This is a genomic window from Mesorhizobium sp. WSM4817 (assembly GCF_055811135.1).
Genome location: NZ_JBVVQQ010000006.1, coordinates 232,760 through 251,820, shown reverse-complemented (window position 1 = coordinate 251,820; position 19,061 = coordinate 232,760). Strand labels below are relative to the sequence as shown.

General features: G+C 64.0%; 16 protein-coding genes. 13 read left to right on the top strand and 3 right to left on the bottom strand.

The genetic code is table 11. The annotated features are described in order from the left end of the window. Positions 1-60 precede the first annotated feature (60 nt). The 3 genes from xdhB to uraH are packed head-to-tail and all read right to left on the bottom strand — an operon-like array spanning position 61 to position 4,268. Complete coding sequence (gene xdhB, locus AC0L2K_RS11670; RefSeq protein ID WP_473531397.1) at positions 61-2,409, bottom strand: xanthine dehydrogenase molybdopterin binding subunit; 2,349 nt, start codon at positions 2,407-2,409, stop codon at positions 61-63. After that, positions 2,409-3,890 carry a xanthine dehydrogenase small subunit gene (gene xdhA / locus AC0L2K_RS11665; protein ID WP_473531396.1) on the bottom strand — a complete coding sequence of 494 codons (1,482 nt, stop codon included), beginning with the start codon at positions 3,888-3,890 and terminating at the stop codon, positions 2,409-2,411. Before xdhA ends, xdhB begins: the two co-directional genes overlap by 1 nt. Positions 3,891-3,893: 3 nt before the next feature. Next, positions 3,894-4,268: a hydroxyisourate hydrolase gene (uraH, locus tag AC0L2K_RS11660; RefSeq protein WP_473531395.1), complete on the bottom strand. Its 375-nt coding sequence runs from the start codon at positions 4,266-4,268 to the stop codon at positions 3,894-3,896. A gap of 175 nt (positions 4,269-4,443) precedes the next feature. Between uraH and puuE the strand changes: the two genes are divergently transcribed. The 13 genes from puuE (at position 4,444) to AC0L2K_RS11595 (ending at position 19,012) form a co-directional block, all read left to right on the top strand. Then, positions 4,444-5,877 carry an allantoinase PuuE gene (puuE, locus tag AC0L2K_RS11655; RefSeq protein ID WP_473531394.1) on the top strand — a complete coding sequence of 478 codons (1,434 nt, stop codon included), beginning with the start codon at positions 4,444-4,446 and terminating at the stop codon, positions 5,875-5,877. A 29-nt stretch (positions 5,878-5,906) separates the two neighbouring features. Further along, entirely contained in the window at positions 5,907-6,770 is an 864-nt protein-coding gene (locus AC0L2K_RS11650; RefSeq protein ID WP_473531393.1) for a bifunctional allantoicase/(S)-ureidoglycine aminohydrolase, read from the top strand. After that, complete coding sequence (locus AC0L2K_RS11645; RefSeq protein ID WP_473531392.1) at positions 6,767-7,270, top strand: ureidoglycolate lyase; 504 nt, start codon at positions 6,767-6,769, stop codon at positions 7,268-7,270. The genes AC0L2K_RS11650 and AC0L2K_RS11645 overlap by 4 nt, the downstream gene beginning before the upstream one ends. Then, on the top strand, positions 7,270-7,863 hold the full coding sequence (locus AC0L2K_RS11640; protein WP_128172886.1) for a nucleoside deaminase: 594 nt from the start codon (positions 7,270-7,272) through the stop codon (positions 7,861-7,863). Before AC0L2K_RS11645 ends, AC0L2K_RS11640 begins: the two co-directional genes overlap by 1 nt. Positions 7,864-7,947: 84 nt before the next feature. After that, positions 7,948-9,933: a CocE/NonD family hydrolase gene (locus AC0L2K_RS11635; protein WP_473531391.1), complete on the top strand. Its 1,986-nt coding sequence runs from the start codon at positions 7,948-7,950 to the stop codon at positions 9,931-9,933. Positions 9,934-10,089: 156 nt separating this feature from the next. Beyond that, on the top strand, positions 10,090-11,679 hold the full coding sequence (locus AC0L2K_RS11630; RefSeq protein WP_128171041.1) for an ABC transporter substrate-binding protein: 1,590 nt from the start codon (positions 10,090-10,092) through the stop codon (positions 11,677-11,679). A gap of 16 nt (positions 11,680-11,695) precedes the next feature. Continuing rightward, entirely contained in the window at positions 11,696-12,655 is a 960-nt protein-coding gene (locus tag AC0L2K_RS11625) for an ABC transporter permease (RefSeq protein WP_473531390.1), read from the top strand. 11 nt (positions 12,656-12,666) lie between these two features. Further along, the gene (locus tag AC0L2K_RS11620) at positions 12,667-13,491 is read left to right on the top strand and encodes an ABC transporter permease (RefSeq protein WP_023796837.1); all 825 of its coding nucleotides are present in this window, start codon (positions 12,667-12,669) and stop codon (positions 13,489-13,491) included. Continuing rightward, on the top strand, positions 13,491-15,143 hold the full coding sequence (locus AC0L2K_RS11615) for an ABC transporter ATP-binding protein (protein WP_128171040.1): 1,653 nt from the start codon (positions 13,491-13,493) through the stop codon (positions 15,141-15,143). Before AC0L2K_RS11620 ends, AC0L2K_RS11615 begins: the two co-directional genes overlap by 1 nt. Before the next feature lie 8 nt (positions 15,144-15,151). Then, positions 15,152-15,991 (top strand): alkaline phosphatase family protein, encoded by an 840-nt coding sequence (locus AC0L2K_RS11610; RefSeq protein WP_287171416.1) that lies wholly within the window; start codon positions 15,152-15,154, stop codon positions 15,989-15,991. Between the two features lie 324 nt (positions 15,992-16,315). Next, on the top strand, positions 16,316-16,882 hold the full coding sequence (locus tag AC0L2K_RS11605; RefSeq protein ID WP_027151444.1) for a sigma-70 family RNA polymerase sigma factor: 567 nt from the start codon (positions 16,316-16,318) through the stop codon (positions 16,880-16,882). Then, complete coding sequence (locus tag AC0L2K_RS11600; RefSeq protein WP_473531389.1) at positions 16,879-17,544, top strand: anti-sigma factor; 666 nt, start codon at positions 16,879-16,881, stop codon at positions 17,542-17,544. The genes AC0L2K_RS11605 and AC0L2K_RS11600 overlap by 4 nt, the downstream gene beginning before the upstream one ends. Further along, a complete protein-coding gene (locus tag AC0L2K_RS11595; RefSeq protein ID WP_473531388.1) occupies positions 17,534-19,012 on the top strand; it encodes a S8 family serine peptidase in 1,479 nt (492 codons plus the stop codon). The genes AC0L2K_RS11600 and AC0L2K_RS11595 overlap by 11 nt, the downstream gene beginning before the upstream one ends. Positions 19,013-19,061: the final 49 nt, after the last annotated feature.

Here is a 19,061-nt window from a genome sequence, read left to right as displayed (position 1 = left end):
CGGGAAACATAGGGTTTTTCGGCCCGGATTGCACGCCTTGTACGAACCCCGGGACCGAGTTCAAGCACCAGCCTTGGCTTCCCTCTTCAGCCGTTCGATCGCCATCAGCACCCGCTCCGGCGTCGCCGGTGGGTCGAGGCGCGGGCAGATCCGGTGGTCGGCAACGCTTGCCACCGCATCCGACAGCGCATGCAGCACCGAGATGCCGAGCGGCAGCGGCGGCTCGCCGACCGCCTTGGAGCGGTGCACCGTCGGCTCGCTCGCTTCCGGCCAATCGGCCAGCGTCACATTGAAGATCTTCGGTCGGTCCGAGGCGAGCGGAATCTTGTAGGTCGACGGCGCATGGGTGCGCAGCCGGCCGTTTTCGTCCCACCAAAGCTCCTCCGTCGTCAGCCATCCCATGCCCTGGATGAAGCCGCCTTCGACCTGGCCAAGGTCGATGGCGCGGTTCAGCGAGCGTCCGGTCTCGTGCAGGATGTCGGTGCGCTCGACGACATATTCGCCGGTCAGCGTGTCGACCGAGACTTCCGAGCACGCGGCGCCATAGGCGAAATAATAGAAGGGACGACCCTCGCCCTTGTCGCGATCCCAATGGATTCTCGGCGTCTTGTAGAAGCCCGCCGCCGAAAGCTGGATGCGCGCCATATAGGCCTGCCTGATGAGATCGGCGAAGGCGATCTCCTGGTTGCCGATGCGCACCCGGTTGGGCAGGAACAGCACCTGGTCGCGCGGCACCTGGTATTTTTCGGCTGCGAAGTTGGTCAACCGCTCCTTGATCTGCTGGGCGGCGTTCTGCGCCGCCATACCGTTGAGGTCGGAACCGGACGATGCGGCCGTCGCCGAGGTGTTCGGGACCTTGCCGGTCGTGGTCGCGGTGATCTTTACCTGGTTGAGGTCGATCTGGAATTCTTCCGCCACCACCTGCGCCACCTTGACGTAGAGACCTTGCCCCATCTCGGTGCCGCCATGGTTCAGATGCACCGAACCGTCGGTGTACACATGCACCAGCGCGCCGGCCTGATTGTAGTGCGTCGCGGTAAACGAGATGCCGAACTTGACCGGCGTCAGCGCCAATCCACGCTTGATGAAGCGGCTGTTGGCGTTGAAAGCTTCAATGGTGCGGCGACGCCTCGCATAGTCGCAACTCGCATCCAGCTCGGCGACGATGCGGTGGATGATGTTGTCCTCGACCGTCTGGTGATAGGGCGTGACGTTGCGGTCGCTGGTGCCATAAAAATTCTTCTTGCGAATCTCGAGCGGGTCCTTGCCAACGGCAAAGGCGACCTCTTCGATGACACGCTCGGCGCCGACCATGCCTTGCGGCCCGCCGAAGCCGCGGAAGGCGGTGTTCGACACGGTGTTGGTGTAGAGCGGCGCCGATTGCGCATGAACCGCCGGCCAGAAATAGGTGTTGTCGCAGTGGAACAGCGCGCGATCGGTGACCGGGCCCGACAGGTCCGCCGAGAAGCCGCAGCGCGCCGCAAACATGAAATCGACGCCGAGGATATTGCCCTCGTCGTCGAAGCCGACCTCGTAATCGACGAGGAAGTCATGGCGCTTGCCGGTGGCGATCATGTCGTCGTCACGGTCGGGCCGGATTTTCACCGCGCGATGGTGTTTTTTCGCAGCAATCGCCGCGAGCGCGGCAAACTGGTTGCCTTGCGTTTCCTTGCCGCCAAAGCCGCCGCCCATGCGGCGGATCTCGACCGTGACGGCATGGCTCGGCACGCCGAGCGCATGGCTGACCATGTGCTGGATTTCGCTCGGATGCTGGGTCGACGAATAAATCGTGACGTCCTGATCCTCGCCGGGAATGGCCATGGCGATCTGGCCTTCGAGATAAAAATGGTCCTGGCCGCCGATGCGCATTTTTCCTTTCAGCCGGCGCGGCGCCGCCCTGATCGCAGCCGCGGCATCGCCGCGCCTCAGGGTCAGCGGCGGCGTGACCAGCTTGTCCTTCCTGGGATCGAGGACGCCGATGTCGGTGACGAAAGGCAATTCCTTGTATTCGACCTTGGCCTGCCTTGTGGCGCGGCGCGCCTGCTCGCGGGTTTCGGCGATGACGCAAAAGATCGGTTGGCCGAAGAACTGCACCTTGCCGTCGGCCAGCACCGGTTCGTCGTGGCGGCCGGTCGGCGAAATGTCGTTTTCGCCCGGCACGTCGCTCGCCGTCAGCACGTCGACGACGCCGGGTGCTGCGCGCACCGCCGCCAGGTCCATGCTGCTGATGGTGGCATGCGTGGCCGTCGAAAGCCCGAGGCAGCCATGCAGCATGCCGGATGATTCCGGCATGTCATCGATATAGACGGCCGTGCCGCGGACATGCTTGTGCGCGGAATCATGACGCTGGTCGGTGGCAACGCCACCAGCGATTTTCTGCGACTTGAGGTTTGGAGCGTGCTTGGTCATCACGCCGCCTCGTGGCGCGATATCTGGATCGGTGCTTTGGTGCCGCTGGTCTCGGCGAAGAACCGCAACAGCAGGTTGCGCGCCGCCAGCGCCCGGTATTCGGCGCTCGCCCGCATGTCGGTCAGCGGGGTAAAGTCTTTGGCGTACTCGGCCATGGCGGTCTCGACCATCGGTTCCGTCCAGGGCCTGCCGAGCAGCGCCTTTTCCACGCCGAAAGCCCGCTTCGGCGTTGCCGCCATGCCGCCATAGGCGATGCGCACCTCCGCCACCGTGCCGTCCTTGGCCAGGGCCAGCAGGAATGCGCCAAGTGCGGCGGTGATGTCCTCGTCACGGCGCTTGGTGATCTTGTAGACGGCGAATTTGGTATCCCTGCCCGGCACTGGGACATGCACGGCCTCGACGAATTCGCCCGGCTGTCGGTCCTGCTTGCCATAGGCGATGAAGAAGTCTTCAAGCGAGATCGTCCGCCGCTTGTTGCCGCGGCGCAGCGTCAGCCGCGCGCCGAGTGCGATCAGCGGCGGCGGCGTGTCGCCGATCGGCGAGCCATTGGCGATGTTGCCGCCGATCGTGCCCATGTTGCGCACCTGGTCGCCGCCGATGCGATCGAACAGCGGGCCCAGCGCCGGGATGCGTTTCGCCAGCATTGAGAAAGCCTCGGTGTAGGTGACACCAGAGCCGATCGAGATGATGCCCTTGTCTTCGGAAATCCGGCACAGCCCGTCGAGATTGCCGATGAAGATCGCCGGCGCAATCTCGCGCATGTGCTTGGTCACCCACAGGCCGACATCGGTCGAACCGGCAACGATGGTGGCGCCCGGCTCCTTGTCGAGCACGGCGGCGAGGTCGTCGGCATCGGCCGGGACGATCAGGCGCTGCTTGCCGGCGCCGATCTCGATGCGCGAACCGTCTTTCATCGCTTCGAGCTTGCTCGTGATCGCCTCGCGCTCCGCTGCCAGCGGATCCTTTGCCGCCTTGCCGTAGCTGGAGATGGCACGTGCCGCCCGCATGATCGCCTCGTAGCCGGTGCAGCGGCAGAGATTGCCCTGAAGCGCCTTTTCGATGGCTGCATCCGACGGCTCCGGTGACCGCATCCACAGGGCATAAAGCGACATGACGAAGCCCGGCGTGCAGAAGCCGCATTGCGAGCCGTGGAAATCGACCATCGCCTGCTGCACCGGATGCAGTTTTTCGCCGTCGCCGCGCAGATGCTCGACGGTTACGACATGCGTGCGATCGACCGAGCCAAGGAAGCGGATGCAGGCATTGACGCTTTCATAGACCAGCCGGCCGCTTGACAGTCTTCCGACCAGCACGGTGCAAGCGCCGCAGTCGCCCTCGGCGCAGCCTTCCTTGGTGCCGCGCAGCGAGCGCTCGAGCCGCAGCCAGTCGAGCAAGGTCTCGTCGGGCGCGACCGTGGTCAGCGCAACATCCTCGCCATTGAGGATGAAGCGTATCTCATTGCGTATCTTGAGCCTCGTCATGTCTCAGCTCCCCCGATAGGTCGAATAGCCGTAGGGCGATATGAGCAGCGGCACGTGATAGTGCATCGGCTCGGCCATGCCGAAGCGGATCGGCACGCTGTCGAGGAAGGCCGGTTCCGGGAGTCTCAGCCCCTGCCGGCGCAGATAGTTGCCGGCGGCGAAGACCAGCTCGTATTCGCCGGTGCGGAATTCCGCGTCGGCAAGCAGCGGCGCGTCACACCGGCCGTCGGCATTGGTGACCGCTGTCTTCAGATGCGTCCGCATGTCGTCGTTGATGCGGTAAAGCTCGATCGACAGGCCTGCCGCCGGCCGGCCGGTCGCGGTGTCGAGGACATGGGTCGTCAGACGTCCGCCTTCGGCTTTCGACGATTCCGCCACTGGCTGCTCCCATTCCGGTACACTCAAAACGTGCTTGACGAATTGTGCGCCAATTAAAGGCGATGCATAAGTCCCGGTCGAGTGAAGTGCTGCAAAAACACTTTCAAAAATTTTCGGGGGAATGCGCAAGCGGCCCTTTCGACTATCCTGATCACACTATCCGGCAGGAGCGACAATGCGTTACGAACGAGACATGCGCGGCTACGGCGCCAATCCGCCGGATCCGAAATGGCCCGGCGGGGCGCATGTCGCGGTGCAGTTCGTCGTCAATTACGAGGAAGGCGGCGAGAACTGCGTCCTGCATGGCGACAAGGCTTCGGAGGCCTTCCTGTCCGAGATCGTCGGCGCTGCACCCTGGCCCGGGCAGCGCCACCGGAACATGGAATCGATCTACGAATATGGCGCCCGCGCCGGCTTCTGGCGATTGCTGCGCCTGTTCACCGAGGCTGAGGTGCCGATCACCTGCTACGGCGTCGCCACAGCACTGGCGCGTTCGCCCGACCAGGTCGTGGCGATGCAGGAGGCCGGCTGGGAGATCGCCTCGCACGGGCTGAGATGGATCGACTATCGCGACCATGCGCCGGAGGACGAGCGCCGCGACATGGACGAGGCAATCCGGCTGCACTACGAGGTGACCGGGGCACGGCCGACCGGCTGGTACACCGGCCGCACGTCGATCAACACCGTGCGGCTGGCGGCGGAAGAGGGCGGCTTCGACTATGTGTCGGACACGTATGACGACGAGCTGCCGTACTGGTTCGAGCATGGTGGGCCGGACGGGTCGGCAAAGCCGCAGCTCATCATCCCCTATACGCTCGACGCCAACGACATGCGTTTCGCCACGCCGCAGGGCTTCAACTCGGGCGACCAGTTCTTCGCCTATCTTAGGGATAGTTTCGACACGCTCTATGCCGAGGGCAAGGCAGGGCGGCCGCGCTTGATGAATATCGGCCTGCACTGCCGCCTCGTCGGCAGGCCGGGCCGGGTCGCGGCGCTGAAGCGCTTCGTCGACTACGTCAAATCGCACGACAGGGTCTGGCTGGCGCGACGCATCGACATTGCAAGGCACTGGCAAGAAAACCATCCGTTCCGGCCGCCGACGCTGCGCCCGTCGAAGATGGAATTCGAGGCTTTCGTCCAGGCATTCGGCGGCGTATTCGAGCATTCGCCGTGGATCGCCGAGCGCGCCTGTGAGCTGGAGCTCGGTCCGGCGCATGACAGTGCCGGCGGCCTGCATAATGCGCTGTGCCGTGTCTTTCGCGGCGCCAGCGAGACCGAGCGGCTCTCCGTGCTCAACGCCCATCCCGACCTCGCCGGAAAACTGGCTCAGGCCAAGCGGCTGACAACGGAATCGGCCAGGGAACAGGCTTCCGCCGGGCTCGAGGCGCTGACCGATAAAGAGCGCGAGCTGTTCTCCAAGTTCAATGCCGCCTACGTCACCAGTTTCGGCTTCCCCTTCATCATCGCGGTGAAAGGCAAGACCAAGGAAGAAATCCTGGCGGAGTTCGAGGCGCGCATCGGCAACAGCCGCGCCGTTGAATTCGAAACCGCCTGCAAACAGGTCGAGCGTATCGCACTGCTCCGCCTCAAGGACATGCTTCCGCAATAGGCCTGGCTTCCGCAACAGGCTCTGAACTGATGGATACGATGAAAATGGCCGACCGAACCTATTACGCGCCGCAGGGCGGCCACCCCGGCCAGAGTGAGCTGCTGACCGGCCGGGCCGTCTTCACCGAGGCCTATGCCGTCATTCCCAGGGGGGTGATGCAGGACATCGTCACCAGCGCCCTGCCGTTCTGGGACAAGACCCGCGTCTGGGTGCTGTCGCGCCCGCTGTCGGGTTTTGCCGAGACGTTTTCGCAATACATCGTCGAGGTCGCGCCCGGCGGCGGCAGCGACCGGCCGGAACCGGATGCCGCCGCCGAGGGCGCCCTGTTCGTGGTCGAGGGCGAGCTGACCGTTTTGCTGGCTGGCGAGAAACATGTCCTGCAGCCGGGCGGCTTTGCTTTCCTGCCGCCGGCCAGCGGATGGACCGTTCGCAACGAGGGCGGCGCACCCGTTCGTTTCCACTGGATCCGAAAAGCCTATGAAGCCGTGGAGGGCATCGATACGCCGCAAGCCCTTTTTGCAAACGAACAGGACATCGCGCCCACGCCCATGCCCGGCACCGAAGGCAGATGGGCGACGACGCGTTTCGTCGATCCTGAAGACATGCGCCACGACATGCACATCACCCTGGTTACACTCGAGCCGGGCGCGGTCATCCCCTTCGCCGAGACCCATGTCATGGAGCACGGCCTCTATGTGCTGGAGGGCAAGGCGGTCTACCGCCTTAACCAGGACTGGGTCGAGGTCGAGGCCGGCGACTATATGTGGCTGCGCGCCTTCTGCCCGCAGGCCTGCTATGCCGGCGGTCCGAGCCAGTTCCGATATCTGCTCTACAAGGACGTCAACCGGCAGGCCAAGCTTGGCGGCGCCGGCGTCGCGAGGCGCGCGCCATGAGCCGCATTGTGGCGCGCCCGCTGACCCGCGAGAACTTCGCTGAATTCGGCGACGTCATCGATATGGGCGGCGACAATCACTACCCGATCAATGGCGGCAAGGCGGAACGCTACCACGACCTCGCCACCGCCGAGGCGCAGGGACCGAATGCGCGCGTGCTGATCTCTATGGTGCGCGGCACGCCTTACGATTTTCCGCTGAAGCTCACCATGGTCGAGCGTCACCCGTTCGGCAGCCAGGCTTTCATCCCGCTGTCGCCACGGCCGTTCCTGGTCGTCGTCTGCCATGACAGCGACGAAGGCCCAGGAGAGCCGCACGCATTCATCACCGCGCCCGGGCAAGGCGTCAATTACCCACGCAATCGGTGGCACGGCGTGCTGACGCCGATCGGTGAGGCCCAGGATTTTCTCGTCGTCGACCGCGGTGGCGACGGCTCCAACCTCGAAGAGTGCCATTTCTCGCACGGTTACGAGATCAATCTGCCGGACAGGAGCCAATAATGGCCGATACTTCGCTGATCGACCGCCTGCTCGACGTCATCGAGCATGACATCGTGCCGAAGACGGCCGAAGGCGTCGCCCATGGCAACAAGCTGTTCGGCGCGGCGATCTTGAGAAAGGATGACCGCTCGCTGGTGCTCGCCGAAACCAACAACGAGGCGGAAAATCCGCTCTGGCATGGCGAGGTGCACTGCCTGAAGCGGTTCTACGAAATGCCGAAGGCGGAGCGCGTCGACACCAAGGACGCGATCTTCCTCGCCACGCACGAACCCTGCTCGCTCTGCCTGTCGGCGATCACCTGGACCGGCTTCGACAATTTCTACTATCTGTTTTCGCACGAGGATTCGCGCGACAGCTTCGCCATCCCACACGACCTGAAGATCCTGAAGGAGGTCTTTACCCTCGACCCTGGCGGCTACAATGCCGAGAACGCCTATTGGAAGAGCTTTTCGATCCGAAGACTGGTGCGGTCGCTGCCCGAGGCCGAGCGCAAGCGGCTGGAAGCACGGATCGGCAAGATCTCGGCGCGCTACGACGAACTGTCCAGCGCTTACCAGGCGAGCAAGGACGAAAACGACATCCCGTTGAGTTGACGCGGATTGACCAGCCGAATTCGTCGGCTGGCCCACGACGACGTCCCACGGGCTCCATCATTTGGCGGTCCTGGAGTCGCCCGCATGAAAACCGTCACGGAATTTCCCCGCAAGGTCGTCGAGTTTCCGGACATGGGCATCGTCATGCCGGATGGCTGCCGGCTGTCGGCGCGGGTGTGGATGCCGGCCGATGCCGCCGACGATCCGGTGCCGGCGATCCTCGAGCACCTGCCCTACCGCAAGCGCGACGGCACGATCTTTCGCGATCAGCTGACGCATCCCTATTTCGCCGGCTATGGCTACGCATCGATCCGCGTCGACATGCGCGGCAATGGCGATTCCGAAGGGCTGATGGACGACGAATATTCCGAGCAGGAATTGCAGGACGCCTGCGATGTGATCGCCTGGGCGGCCGCCCAGCCCTGGTGCAACGGCAATGTCGGCATGATGGGCATCTCCTGGGGCGGCTTCAACTGCCTGCAGGTTGCAGCCAAGCAGCCGCCGGCGTTGAAGGCAGTCATCAGCCTGTGCTCGACCGTCGACCGCTATGCCGACGACATCCACTACAAGGGCGGCTGCCTGCTGATCGAGAATTTCGGCTGGGCCTCGACCATGCTCTCCTATTCGTCGCGGCCACCGGACCCGCTGCTGGCCGGCGACAACAGATGGCGCGACCTATGGCTGACCCGGCTGGAGAACCAGCCCTTCCTGGCGCCGCTGTGGCTGAGACACCAGCACCGCGACGCCTATTGGAAGCGCGGTTCGATCTGCGAGAACTATTCCGCCATCCAAGCCGCCGTGCTGTCGATCGGCGGCTGGCATGACGGCTATCGCAATACGATTTCCTACCTCGCGGCCAATATCGAGGCGCCGGTCAAGGGCATCGTCGGCCCGTGGATCCACAAGTACCCGCATTACGCCGCACCGAAACCAGCGATCGGCTTCCTGCAGGAGGCCTTGCGCTGGTGGGACCGCTGGTTGAAAGGCATCGACACCGGCGTCGAGGCCGACCCGGCCTACCGCGCCTATGTGATGGACAGCGTGCGCCCCGCGCGTTGGCACCCCGAGCGGCCCGGCCGCTGGGTTGCCGAAGCAGACTGGCCATCGCCCAACATCAAGGCTGAGGCGATCGAACTGATCCCGGAAGGCGCCAGGCCTGTAATCGTGGCTTCGCCACAAAGCTGCGGCCTCGCCGGCGGCGAATATTTCCCCTTCACCTTCGGGCCGGAACTGCCCGGCGACCAGCGCCCCGACGATGCGCTGTCGGTGTGTTTCGACCAGCCCCCGCTCGGCGAGGCGATCGACATTGTCGGCGCGCCGGAGGTTTTGATCCAGGTCGCCTCGGATCGACCGCAGGCGAACATCGCGGTGCGGCTGTGCGACGTGCATCCTGACGGCGCATCCGAATTGATCTCCTACGGCGTGCTCAACCTGACGCACCGCAACTCGCATGAATTCCCCGAGGCGCTGGTGCCGGAAGAGACCGTTTTGGCGCGGGTGGTGCTCGACCAATGCGCCTATCGCGTGCCATCAGGCCATCGCCTGCGTATTGCCGTTTCGAACGCCTACTGGCCGATGATCTGGCCATCGCCGGAACGGGTTCGGCTCGACCTGTCGGCGGCTACGCTGAAGCTGCCGCTGCGTCCGCCGGCGCAAGGCGACGAAGTCACGTTCCCTACGCCCGAGGCAGCCGTGCCCTGGGCAACCGAAACGGTCCGTGCCGCCAATTCGGAGCGTCATGTTGATCGCGACGAGAAGACCGGAATCGTCACGCTTTCCATTGTCGACGATTTCGGCGAGGTGCGCGACCTGGAGCATGGCCTCGCCAATGGCAGCGTCGCCCGCGAGACATGGGCGATCCATCCTGACAATCCGCTGTCAGCGTCGGGCAAGACGCACTGGACGCAGACGCTGTCGCGAAATGGATGGTCGGTGCGCACAGAAACGTCAGCCGAGATGCGGTCCGATGCGCAAAACTTCATTATTAGCGCCAGAATCGAAGCCTATGAAGGCGAGGAACTGGTTTTCGAGCGTAATTTCGAAGAGAAAATCCCGCGCGATCTGCTTTGAGCGCTTATGCGGATTGGTCCAATTGCGACGTACGATTTACGCCACGGCATGTCGCATTCGGTCTTGCTTACGGCGTTCCCTTGCGGTCATTATTCTCCTCACAAGAAACCATAAAAAACGACCACAAGGTCGAACCAACAGAGTGAGGAACTCAACATGTCAAACGAACTGGAATTTCTTAGCCTGCGCGTCGCATCCGGCAAACTGAGCCGTCGTGATTTTCTCGGCCGGGCGGCAGCGCTCGGCGTCACCGCGACCTTCGCCAACTCGCTGCTTTCAAGTGCAGCGCGCGCCGCGGGTCCGGTCAAGGGCGGCACGTTGAAGGCCGGCCTGGTCGGCGGCGAGTCCACCAACAGCCTCGATCCGGCCCTGTTCATGACGCAGGTGCCGTTCGCCTTCGGCAAGATGTGGGGCGAACTGATCGTCGAGCTTTCCCCGGAAGGCACGCTCGAGAACCGCATCGCCGAGGAGATCGGCTCGTCTGACGACGCCAAGGTCTGGACGCTGAAGATTCGCGACGGCGTCGAATTCCATAACGGCAAGACGGTAACCGCCGAGGACGTCGCCGCCACACTCGAACGCCATTCGGACGAGAAGTCGAAGTCGGGCGCGCTCGGCTACATGAAAGGCATCGAGAGCATCAAGGCCAGCGGCAAGGAAGTCGTGCTGACGCTGAAGGAAGCCAATGCCGACCTGCCCTATCTGCTTAGCGATTACCATTTGATCATCCAGCCCAATGGCGGCAAGGACAAGGCCGACGCCGGCATCTCGGCCGGACCCTACAAGATCACCACCAACGAGCCCGGCGTGCGCCATGGCGGCGAGCGGTTCGCCAATTACTGGCAGGCCGACAAGATGGGCCATGCCGACCAGATCGAGATCATCGTCATCAACGACGCCACGGCGCGCACTTCGGCCTTGCAGGGCGGCCAGGTCAACATGATCAACCGCGTCGAGCCGAAGATCGTCGACCTGATCAAGCGGCTGCCCGGCGTCACCATCCGCAACCATGCGGGTCCTGGCCACTACGTCTTCATCATGCATTGCAACACGGCGCCGTTCGACAACAACGATTTGCGCATGGCGCTGAAGCTGGCGATCGACCGCGAGGAGATGCTCGACAAGATCCTCAGAGGCTATGGCTCGCTCGGCAACGACTTCCCGATCAACTCGGCCTATCCGCTGTTTTCCGAGGACATCGAGCAGCGCAAATACGATCCCGACAAGGCCAAGTTTCATTTCAAGAAGTCGGGCCATGACGGCGCCGTCCTGCTCAGGACATCGGACGTCGCCTTCCCCGGCGCCGTCGATGCCGCGCAGCTGTTCCAGCAAAGCGCGGCCAAGGCCGGCATCACGCTGGAGATCAAGCGCGAGCCGGGCGACGGCTACTGGTCGGAAGTATGGAACAAGCAGCCCTTCTGCGCCTCCTACTGGGGCGGACGCTCGACGCAGGACCAGATGTACTCGACTGCGTACCTGTCGACGGCCGACTGGAACGACACGCGTTTCAAGCGTCCCGAGTTCGACAAGATGGTGCTGGCGGCGCGTGCCGAGCTCGACGAAGCCAAGCGCAAGGCGATGTATCGCGACATGGCGATGCTCGTCCGCGACGAAGGTGGCCTGATCCTGCCGATGTTCAACCAGTTCATCGACGCGACGGGCGCCAAGGTCGCCGGCTGGGTCGACGATCCGCATCAGGAGCTGATGAACGGGTACGCTCTGGCAAAGTGCTGGCTCGAAGCCTGAGCCCGGCCTTGCGGATATGTCCTCACCCATCGTGAAACTGGTGGCCCAGCGCATTGCGCTGGGCATCCTCCTGCTGTTGGCCGTATCGGTCCTGATCTTCGCCGGCACCCAGATCCTGCCCGGCGACGTCGCGCAAGCCATCCTCGGACAGTCGGCGACACCGGAGTCGCTCGCCAATCTGCGCGAGCAGCTCGGCCTCAACGATCCGGCCTTTATCCGCTATTTCCGCTGGCTCGGCGGCGTCGTGACCGGTGATCTCGGCACCGCCATGTCCAGCGGGCAGGATATTGCGACGTCGATCAAGGGGCGGTTGTGGAACACGCTGTTCCTCGCCTTCTGGGCGGCGGTCGTTGCCGTGCCGCTGGCGATCATCCTCGGCCTGTTTGCGGTGCGTTACCGCAATGGCTGGGTCGACAAGCTGATCTCCGGACTGGCGCTTGCCTCGACCTCGTTTCCCGAATTCTTCATCGGCTATGTGCTCGTCTATTTCTTTGCCGTGAAATACCAGATCTTCCCCGGCATCTCGACGGTCTATGACGGGATGCCGTTCGGCGAGCGCATGCAGGCGATCATGCTGCCGGCGGCGGCACTGACGCTGGTGGTGCTCGCCCACATGATGCGGATGACGCGCGCCGCGATCCTCAATGTCATGCAATCGGCTTATGTCGAGACGGCGGAGCTCAAGGGGCTTTCGGCATTCGCCGTCATTCGCAGGCATGCCTTCCCCAATGCGATTGCGCCGATCATCAACGTCGTCATGCTCAACCTCGCCTACCTGATCGTCGGCGTCGTCGTTGTCGAAGTGATCTTCGTCTATCCGGGCATGGGGCAGTATCTCGTCGACCACGTCACCAAGCGTGACGTACCGGTGGTGCAGGCGGTCGGCCTGATCTTCGCCGCGGTTTATATCAGCCTGAACATCATTGCGGACATAGCGGCGATCGTCGCCAATCCGCGTCTCAGACATCCGAAGTGAGGGGCGGCGCTGTGCTCGACATAAAACGCATCCCCATCCCTGCGCTGATCGGCCTGGTGCTGACGGCATTGTTCGTGCTGGCGGCGATCTTCGCGCCCTGGATCGCGCCTTACGGCAATGGCGAGATCGTCGGCGACGTCTGGGCACCGATGTCGGCGACACATTTGCTGGGCACCGACAATCTCGGCCGCGACCTTCTTTCGCGCATGATCTACGGCGCCCGCGTCACGCTGTTCATCGCGGTGCTGGCCACCGCGCTGTCCTTCTCGCTCGGCGCCATCCTTGGCTTCTCGGCGGCGGTTTTCGGCGGCTGGTTCGACACGCTTATGTCGCGCCTTGTCGATCTCCTGATGTCTATTCCGACGCTGATCATGGGCCTCGTCGTGCTCTCCGTGCTGCCAACCAATCTGGTGACGCTGATCCTGGTCATGGGCATTCTCGACTCGACCCGTGTCTACCGCCTGTCGCGGGCGGTCGCCGTCGACATCAACGTCATGGATTTCGTCGAGGCGGCCAAGCTGCGCGGCGAAGGCAGCGTGTGGATCATCTTCCGCGAGATCCTGCCCAATGCGTTGTCGCCGCTGGTTTCGGAACTCGGCCTGCGCTTCATCTATGCCGTGCTGTTCCTGTCGACGCTGTCCTTTCTCGGCCTCGGCGTGCAGCCGCCTAGCGCCGACTGGGGCGGCATGGTCAAGGAAAACAAGGACGGCATCGTCTTCGGCATCGCGGCGGCGCTCATCCCTGCCGCGGCGATCGCCATGCTGGCGATTTCCGTCAACCTTGTCGCCGACTGGGTGCTCAACCGCACGGCGAGCCTGAAGGGAGGACGCGGGTAATGGCTGACCAGCGAGCAAAGAACGTGTTGCTCGATATCCGCAACCTGCGCATCGAGGCGACAGTGTTCCCGCCGGGCGAGGCGCCGAAAAACATCGTGCTGGTCCACGACGTCTCGCTGACGCTCGAGAAGGGCAAGGTGCTCGGCCTGATCGGCGAGTCCGGAGCCGGCAAGTCGACCATCGGCCTGGCGTCGATGGGCTATGGCCGCGGCGGCGTGCGCATCACCGGCGGCGAAGTCATGCTCAACGGCCGCGACATTCTCAAGGGCGGCAAGGAGGGTTTTCGCAAGCTGCGCGGCCGCGAGGTCTGCTATGTCGCGCAATCGGCTGCCGCCGCCTTCAACCCGGCGCACAGACTGATGGACCAGGTGGTCGAGGCGACGCTGCTGCATGGCACGGCAACGCGGGCCGCGGCCGAAAAACGCGCCATCGCGTTGTTCAAGAAGCTCAGCCTTCCGAACCCCGAAAGCATTGGCGAGCGCTTTCCGCACCAGGTGTCCGGCGGCCAGCTGCAGCGTGTGATGACGGCGATGGCGCTGTGTTCCGAGCCCGACCTGATCGTCTTCGACGAGCCTACCACGGCGCTTGACGTGACGACGCAGATCGACGTGCTGGCGGCGATCAAGGACGCCATCCGCGACACGCATGTCGCGGCGCTGTACATCACCCATGACCTTGCCGTCGTCGCTCAGGTCTCGGACGAGATCATGGTCCTGCGCCATGGCCGGCTGGTCGAATGGGGCGGCACCCGCCAGATCATCAAGGAACCGCGCCAGGAATACACCAATGCGCTGGTCTCGGTGCATGAGATCGAGCACCAGGAGCAAAAGCCCGGCACGACGCCGTTCCTGTCGGTCAAGAACATCACCGCCGCCTATGGCCGCAGCCATATCAAGGTGCTGAAGAACGTCTCGGTCGACATCTATCCGGGCCAGACGCTGGCGGTGGTCGGCGAGTCCGGCTCGGGCAAGTCGACGCTGGCGCGCGCCATCACCGGCCTGTTGCCGCCCGAACAAGGCACCGTCACCTTCGACGGGCGGCCGCTCGCCAACCGGCTTGCCGATCGGCCGAAAGAGGATCTGCGCCAGTTGCAGATGATCTACCAGATGGCCGACGTGGCGATGAACCCGCGCCAGACCGTCGGCACCATCATCGGCCGGCCGCTCGAATTCTATTTTGGTCTGCGCGGCCGCGAGCGCGACAAGCGCGTCGCCGAACTGCTCGACAAGATCGAGATGGGCAAGGGTTTCATCGACCGCTACCCGGCCGAGCTTTCCGGCGGCCAGAAGCAGCGCGTCTGCATCGCCCGCTCGCTCGCCGCCAAGCCGAAGCTGATCATCTGCGACGAGGTGACCTCGGCGCTCGACCCGCTGGTCGCCAACGGCATCCTGAAGCTGCTGCTCGAGCTGCAGAAGGAGGAAAACGTCGCCTATCTGTTCATCACCCACGATCTCGCCACGGTGAAGTCGATCGCCGATTCGATCGCGGTGATGTATCGCGGCGAGGTGGTGCGCTACGGTGCCAAGAGCCAGGTGTTGGCGCCGCCCTTCGACGCCTACACAGACCTTCTCTTGTCCTCAGTCCCCGAAATGGAGATCGGCTGGCTGGAGAAGGCGATCAAGGGACGACGCATGGCCAGCGCCGGCAATTAGACACCCCGGTGGCGCTCGAGACAAAACTTCTGCTGATCATCCTCGACGGCGTGCCTTATCGCAATTGGCGCCGGCTGATGGGCAATCTCGAAGGCTGGGTGCAATCGGGCGAAGCGCGCGTCTGGAAGATGCGCTCCGTGCTGCCGTCGACCTCGGCCTGCTGCTATGCGTCGATCCATACTGGCGTGGCGCCGCAAGTGCACGGCATCCTGACCAACGAGAACCGGTTCCGCGTTGAGCAACCCGACATATTCTCCGAGGTCAGCAAAGCCGGTGGCAAGACCGGCGCGGTCACTCATTCCTACTGGTCCGAATTCTTCCGGGCCTATCCGTTCGATCTGGTCGAGGACATGGAGTTCGATGAGCCCGGCGGGCCGATCACGCATGGCCGGTTCCACACCATGACCGGCTACAACGCCCGCAATCAGATGACGCCGAGCGACGTCGACCTGTTCGCGACGCTGACGATGCTGACCAGGCGCCACGGCATCGACTACGGCATCCTGCACACCTGCACGCTGGACTCGATGGGCCACCGCTTCGGCCACGACTGCCATGAGATGGACAATGCCGTCTATGCGATGGACGGCATGCTGGCCACCTTCCTGCCGCGCTGGCGGGAAGCCGGCTACGAGGTGATCGTCACCGCCGATCACGGTCAGACCGATCGCGGCCATCATGGCGGCCATGACGACGAGATGCAGGATTTTGCGCTTTACTACTTCGGGCCCGGCATGGGGCCGGAGGCCGACGCTCTGTTAGACCAGTTGCAGCTTGCGCCTACGGTGCTTGCGCGCCTCGGCGTGCCGGTGCCCGCGACGATGAAGGCCAGGCCGTTCCTGGACTGAACACGCGTCTTCCCTTCTCCCGCTGTGGGAGAAGGTGGATTGGCGCGAAGCGACAAGACGGATGAGGGGTGTTGTAAGAAACTCGGCGTGAACATATTGAGGGATTTGAAGCGCTTATTTCTTCGGTGTAGCGATCCGTTCAGCACCCGTCATCCGACCGAGCTTCGCTCGGCCAGCTTCTCCCACAGGGGGAGAAGGGAAGAAGCTCCCGCTGGCAACGCTGCCGCTCTTCGGCTAGCTTACAGGATAATCGGGGCGATAGCGGTGAACCTTTTTGGGCCGATCAGCGACAGAGCAGAAAGGAGCCAGGCGGCTCGACCGGCCATGACGGCAGCCGCGGAAACCGATCGCGCGCTTGTCGGCCGGGTCGCCAAAGGCGACCGTGCCGCCGTGCGGCTCCTGTTCATGCGCCACCACGCGCGGGTCTACCGCTTCGTGGTGCGCCAGACGGGATCGGAAATGATGGCCGACGATATCGCCAACGAGGTGTTTCTCGAACTCTGGCGCCAGGCGCCCGGCTTCGAGGGGCGCTCGGAAGTCTCGACATGGCTGCTCGGCATCGCCCGCTTCAAGGCGCTGTCGTCGCTGCGCAAGAAAAAGGAAGACTGGATAGACGACGATGACGCGGCCCAGGTCGCCGACGGCGCCGACTCTCCGGAAGTCGTCACCATGAAGGAAGACAAGGGCGCCGCGTTGCGGCGCTTCATCGATGCCTTGCCGGAAGAACACCGCACGGTGATCGACCTTGCCTACTACCACGGACAGTCGGTGAGCGAGATCGGCGAGGTGCTCGGTATCCCGGTCGCCACCGTCAAGACCAGAATGTTCTACGCCCGCAAGAAACTCGGCGAGGCCCTCAAGGCCGCCGGTTACGACAGGGGGTGGCCATGAGCGCCGCTGAAAAGATGTCGCGCCGCGATGAAATGGAAACGCTGCTGCCGTTCTATCTGAATGGCTCGCTGGAAGGCGCAGAGCTCGAAGCCGTCGAGGAATGGCTGGCGACCGACCCGGCAGCGCTTGCCGCACTCGGCGAGGCCGAAGCCGAATTCTCCGGCACCGCTGCATCCAATGAGGCGATCCGTCCGCCGGCCGATGCGCTCAGCCGATTCGCCCGGGCGCTCGACGCCGAGGCCGGTCCAGCGCGCGCGCCGGCGGCCTCCTGGCTGGCGCAAGCGTGGGGCCGCTTCACGGCAGTTCCCGCCGGCGTCGCCTGGGCTGCGGCCGCGGCTCTGCTGGCGCTTGTTGTGGTGCAGTCGTTTGAGCGGCCCGGCGGCATCGACAGCGATTTCGAAATTGCCGGCCAGCAAGGCGATCTTGCGAAAATGCCGTTCGCGCTGGTCACGTTCAAGCCGGATGCGAAGATGGCCGACATTGTCGCTTTTCTTGGCGAGCACCAGCTGAAGATTGCCGGCGGCCCGACCGCCGAAGGTGTCTTCCGTCTTGGCATCCCGGCCGCGACCGTAGCCGACTATGAAAAAGTGCTCGGCCTGATCGCCGCCCAGCCGTTTGCAGAGGCTGTGGTCGAGGGAAGGAAACCGGTCGATGGCGGCTAGGGCGGTCATCCGATTTGCGGCGCTGCTTGTGGCGGCGATGATAATCGGCGCTGCACCTGCCCTGGCGCAGACCAATGATCCGAACCTTACGCAGACTGAAATCGACTGCCTCAACCGAGGGGCGACGGCGGCCGACTGCATCAAACGCGACACAGAGGATGGCAGCGGCGAAAGGCCCGGTGCAGGTTCCGCCGCGACAAATGCAGTGTTTCTTCCCGCGCTGATTGTCGACCTGTTCCCAAATCCTGTCGGCGGCGGCCAGGCGCCGCTGCCGACGCCCGATCCGCGCCGCGATCCGGCCAGCGGTGCGTTGCCGCCGCCGGTCCCGCCTGCCGGTGCGACAGCGATACAAGCCGCTGCGGCAGGCGGGCCGATCGTTTCGCCCAGCGATCTGGTCGCGGCCGAGCCGCCGCGCGCCGTCGTCGGTGATTTCGTGCCGGACGAGGTGCTGGTGACGGTGGAGGGCGACGCCGTCCAGCAGATCGCCGCCTCCTTTGGCCTCGAGGTGCGCTCGCAGCGCCAGTCTCAGTTGCTCGGCGCCACGCTGGTACGCTTCGGCATTCCCGATGGCCGCCCGGTCGGCGTCGTGCTGGCGCAGCTTGCCGCCGACGGCCGCACCTTGCGGCGCGAGCCCAACCATATCTACTCGCTGCAGCAGGCAGCCACCATCGTCAACTATGCCTTCGAGCGCATCGCGCTCGATGCGAAAGGGGCGAGCGGCGAGAATGTACGCATCGCCGTCATCGACACCGCCATCGACGATACCAATCCAGCACTCTCCGGCGTCATCGCCGATCAGTTCGACGCCATGCCCGACGTGCCGATCGAGGCGCGCGATCACGGCACCTCGATCGACGGCCTGATCGCCGGCGTCGGTGCGCTCAAAGGCATGGCGCCGGGCGCCAGGATCTACCACGCCCGCGCCTTCGAGGGCGGCAAGTCGACCATGGACGTCATCCTTGCGGCGCTGGACTGGGCGGCGGAGCAAGACGTCCGCATCATCAATATGAGCTTCGTCGGCCCGAAGAACGACCTGCTCGGCGTCGCCTGCCGCAATGCTCGCGCCTTGGGCATAGTGCTGGTCGCCGCCGCCGGCAACAACGGACCGAAGGCGCCCTACGGCTACCCGGCCGCCTTCGACAGCGTCGTCGCGGTGACTGCCACCGATGCCAAGGACGGGCTGATGCAGCAGGCCAATCGCGGCGCCTACGTTTTCCTCTCCGCTCCCGGCGTCGAGATGGTGGCGCCGAGCGGCGCCGGTTCGGATGTCGTCACCGGCACCTCGTTTGCAGCAGCGATCGTCACCGGCGCGATCGCCAATCTGCTGCATACCGCACCCGACCGTTCCGCCGACTGGATCGAGAAAGCGCTGGCCGCCACGGCAAGGGATCTCGGCCCCAAGGGACGAGACAATGATTTCGGCTATGGCCTGCTCAATACCAAGGCGGCCGAGGCGGCGAAAGAATAAGTCTCGGGCTTGAAGCATCTGCTTTTATGCACGTCGTTTTCCCAGCCGC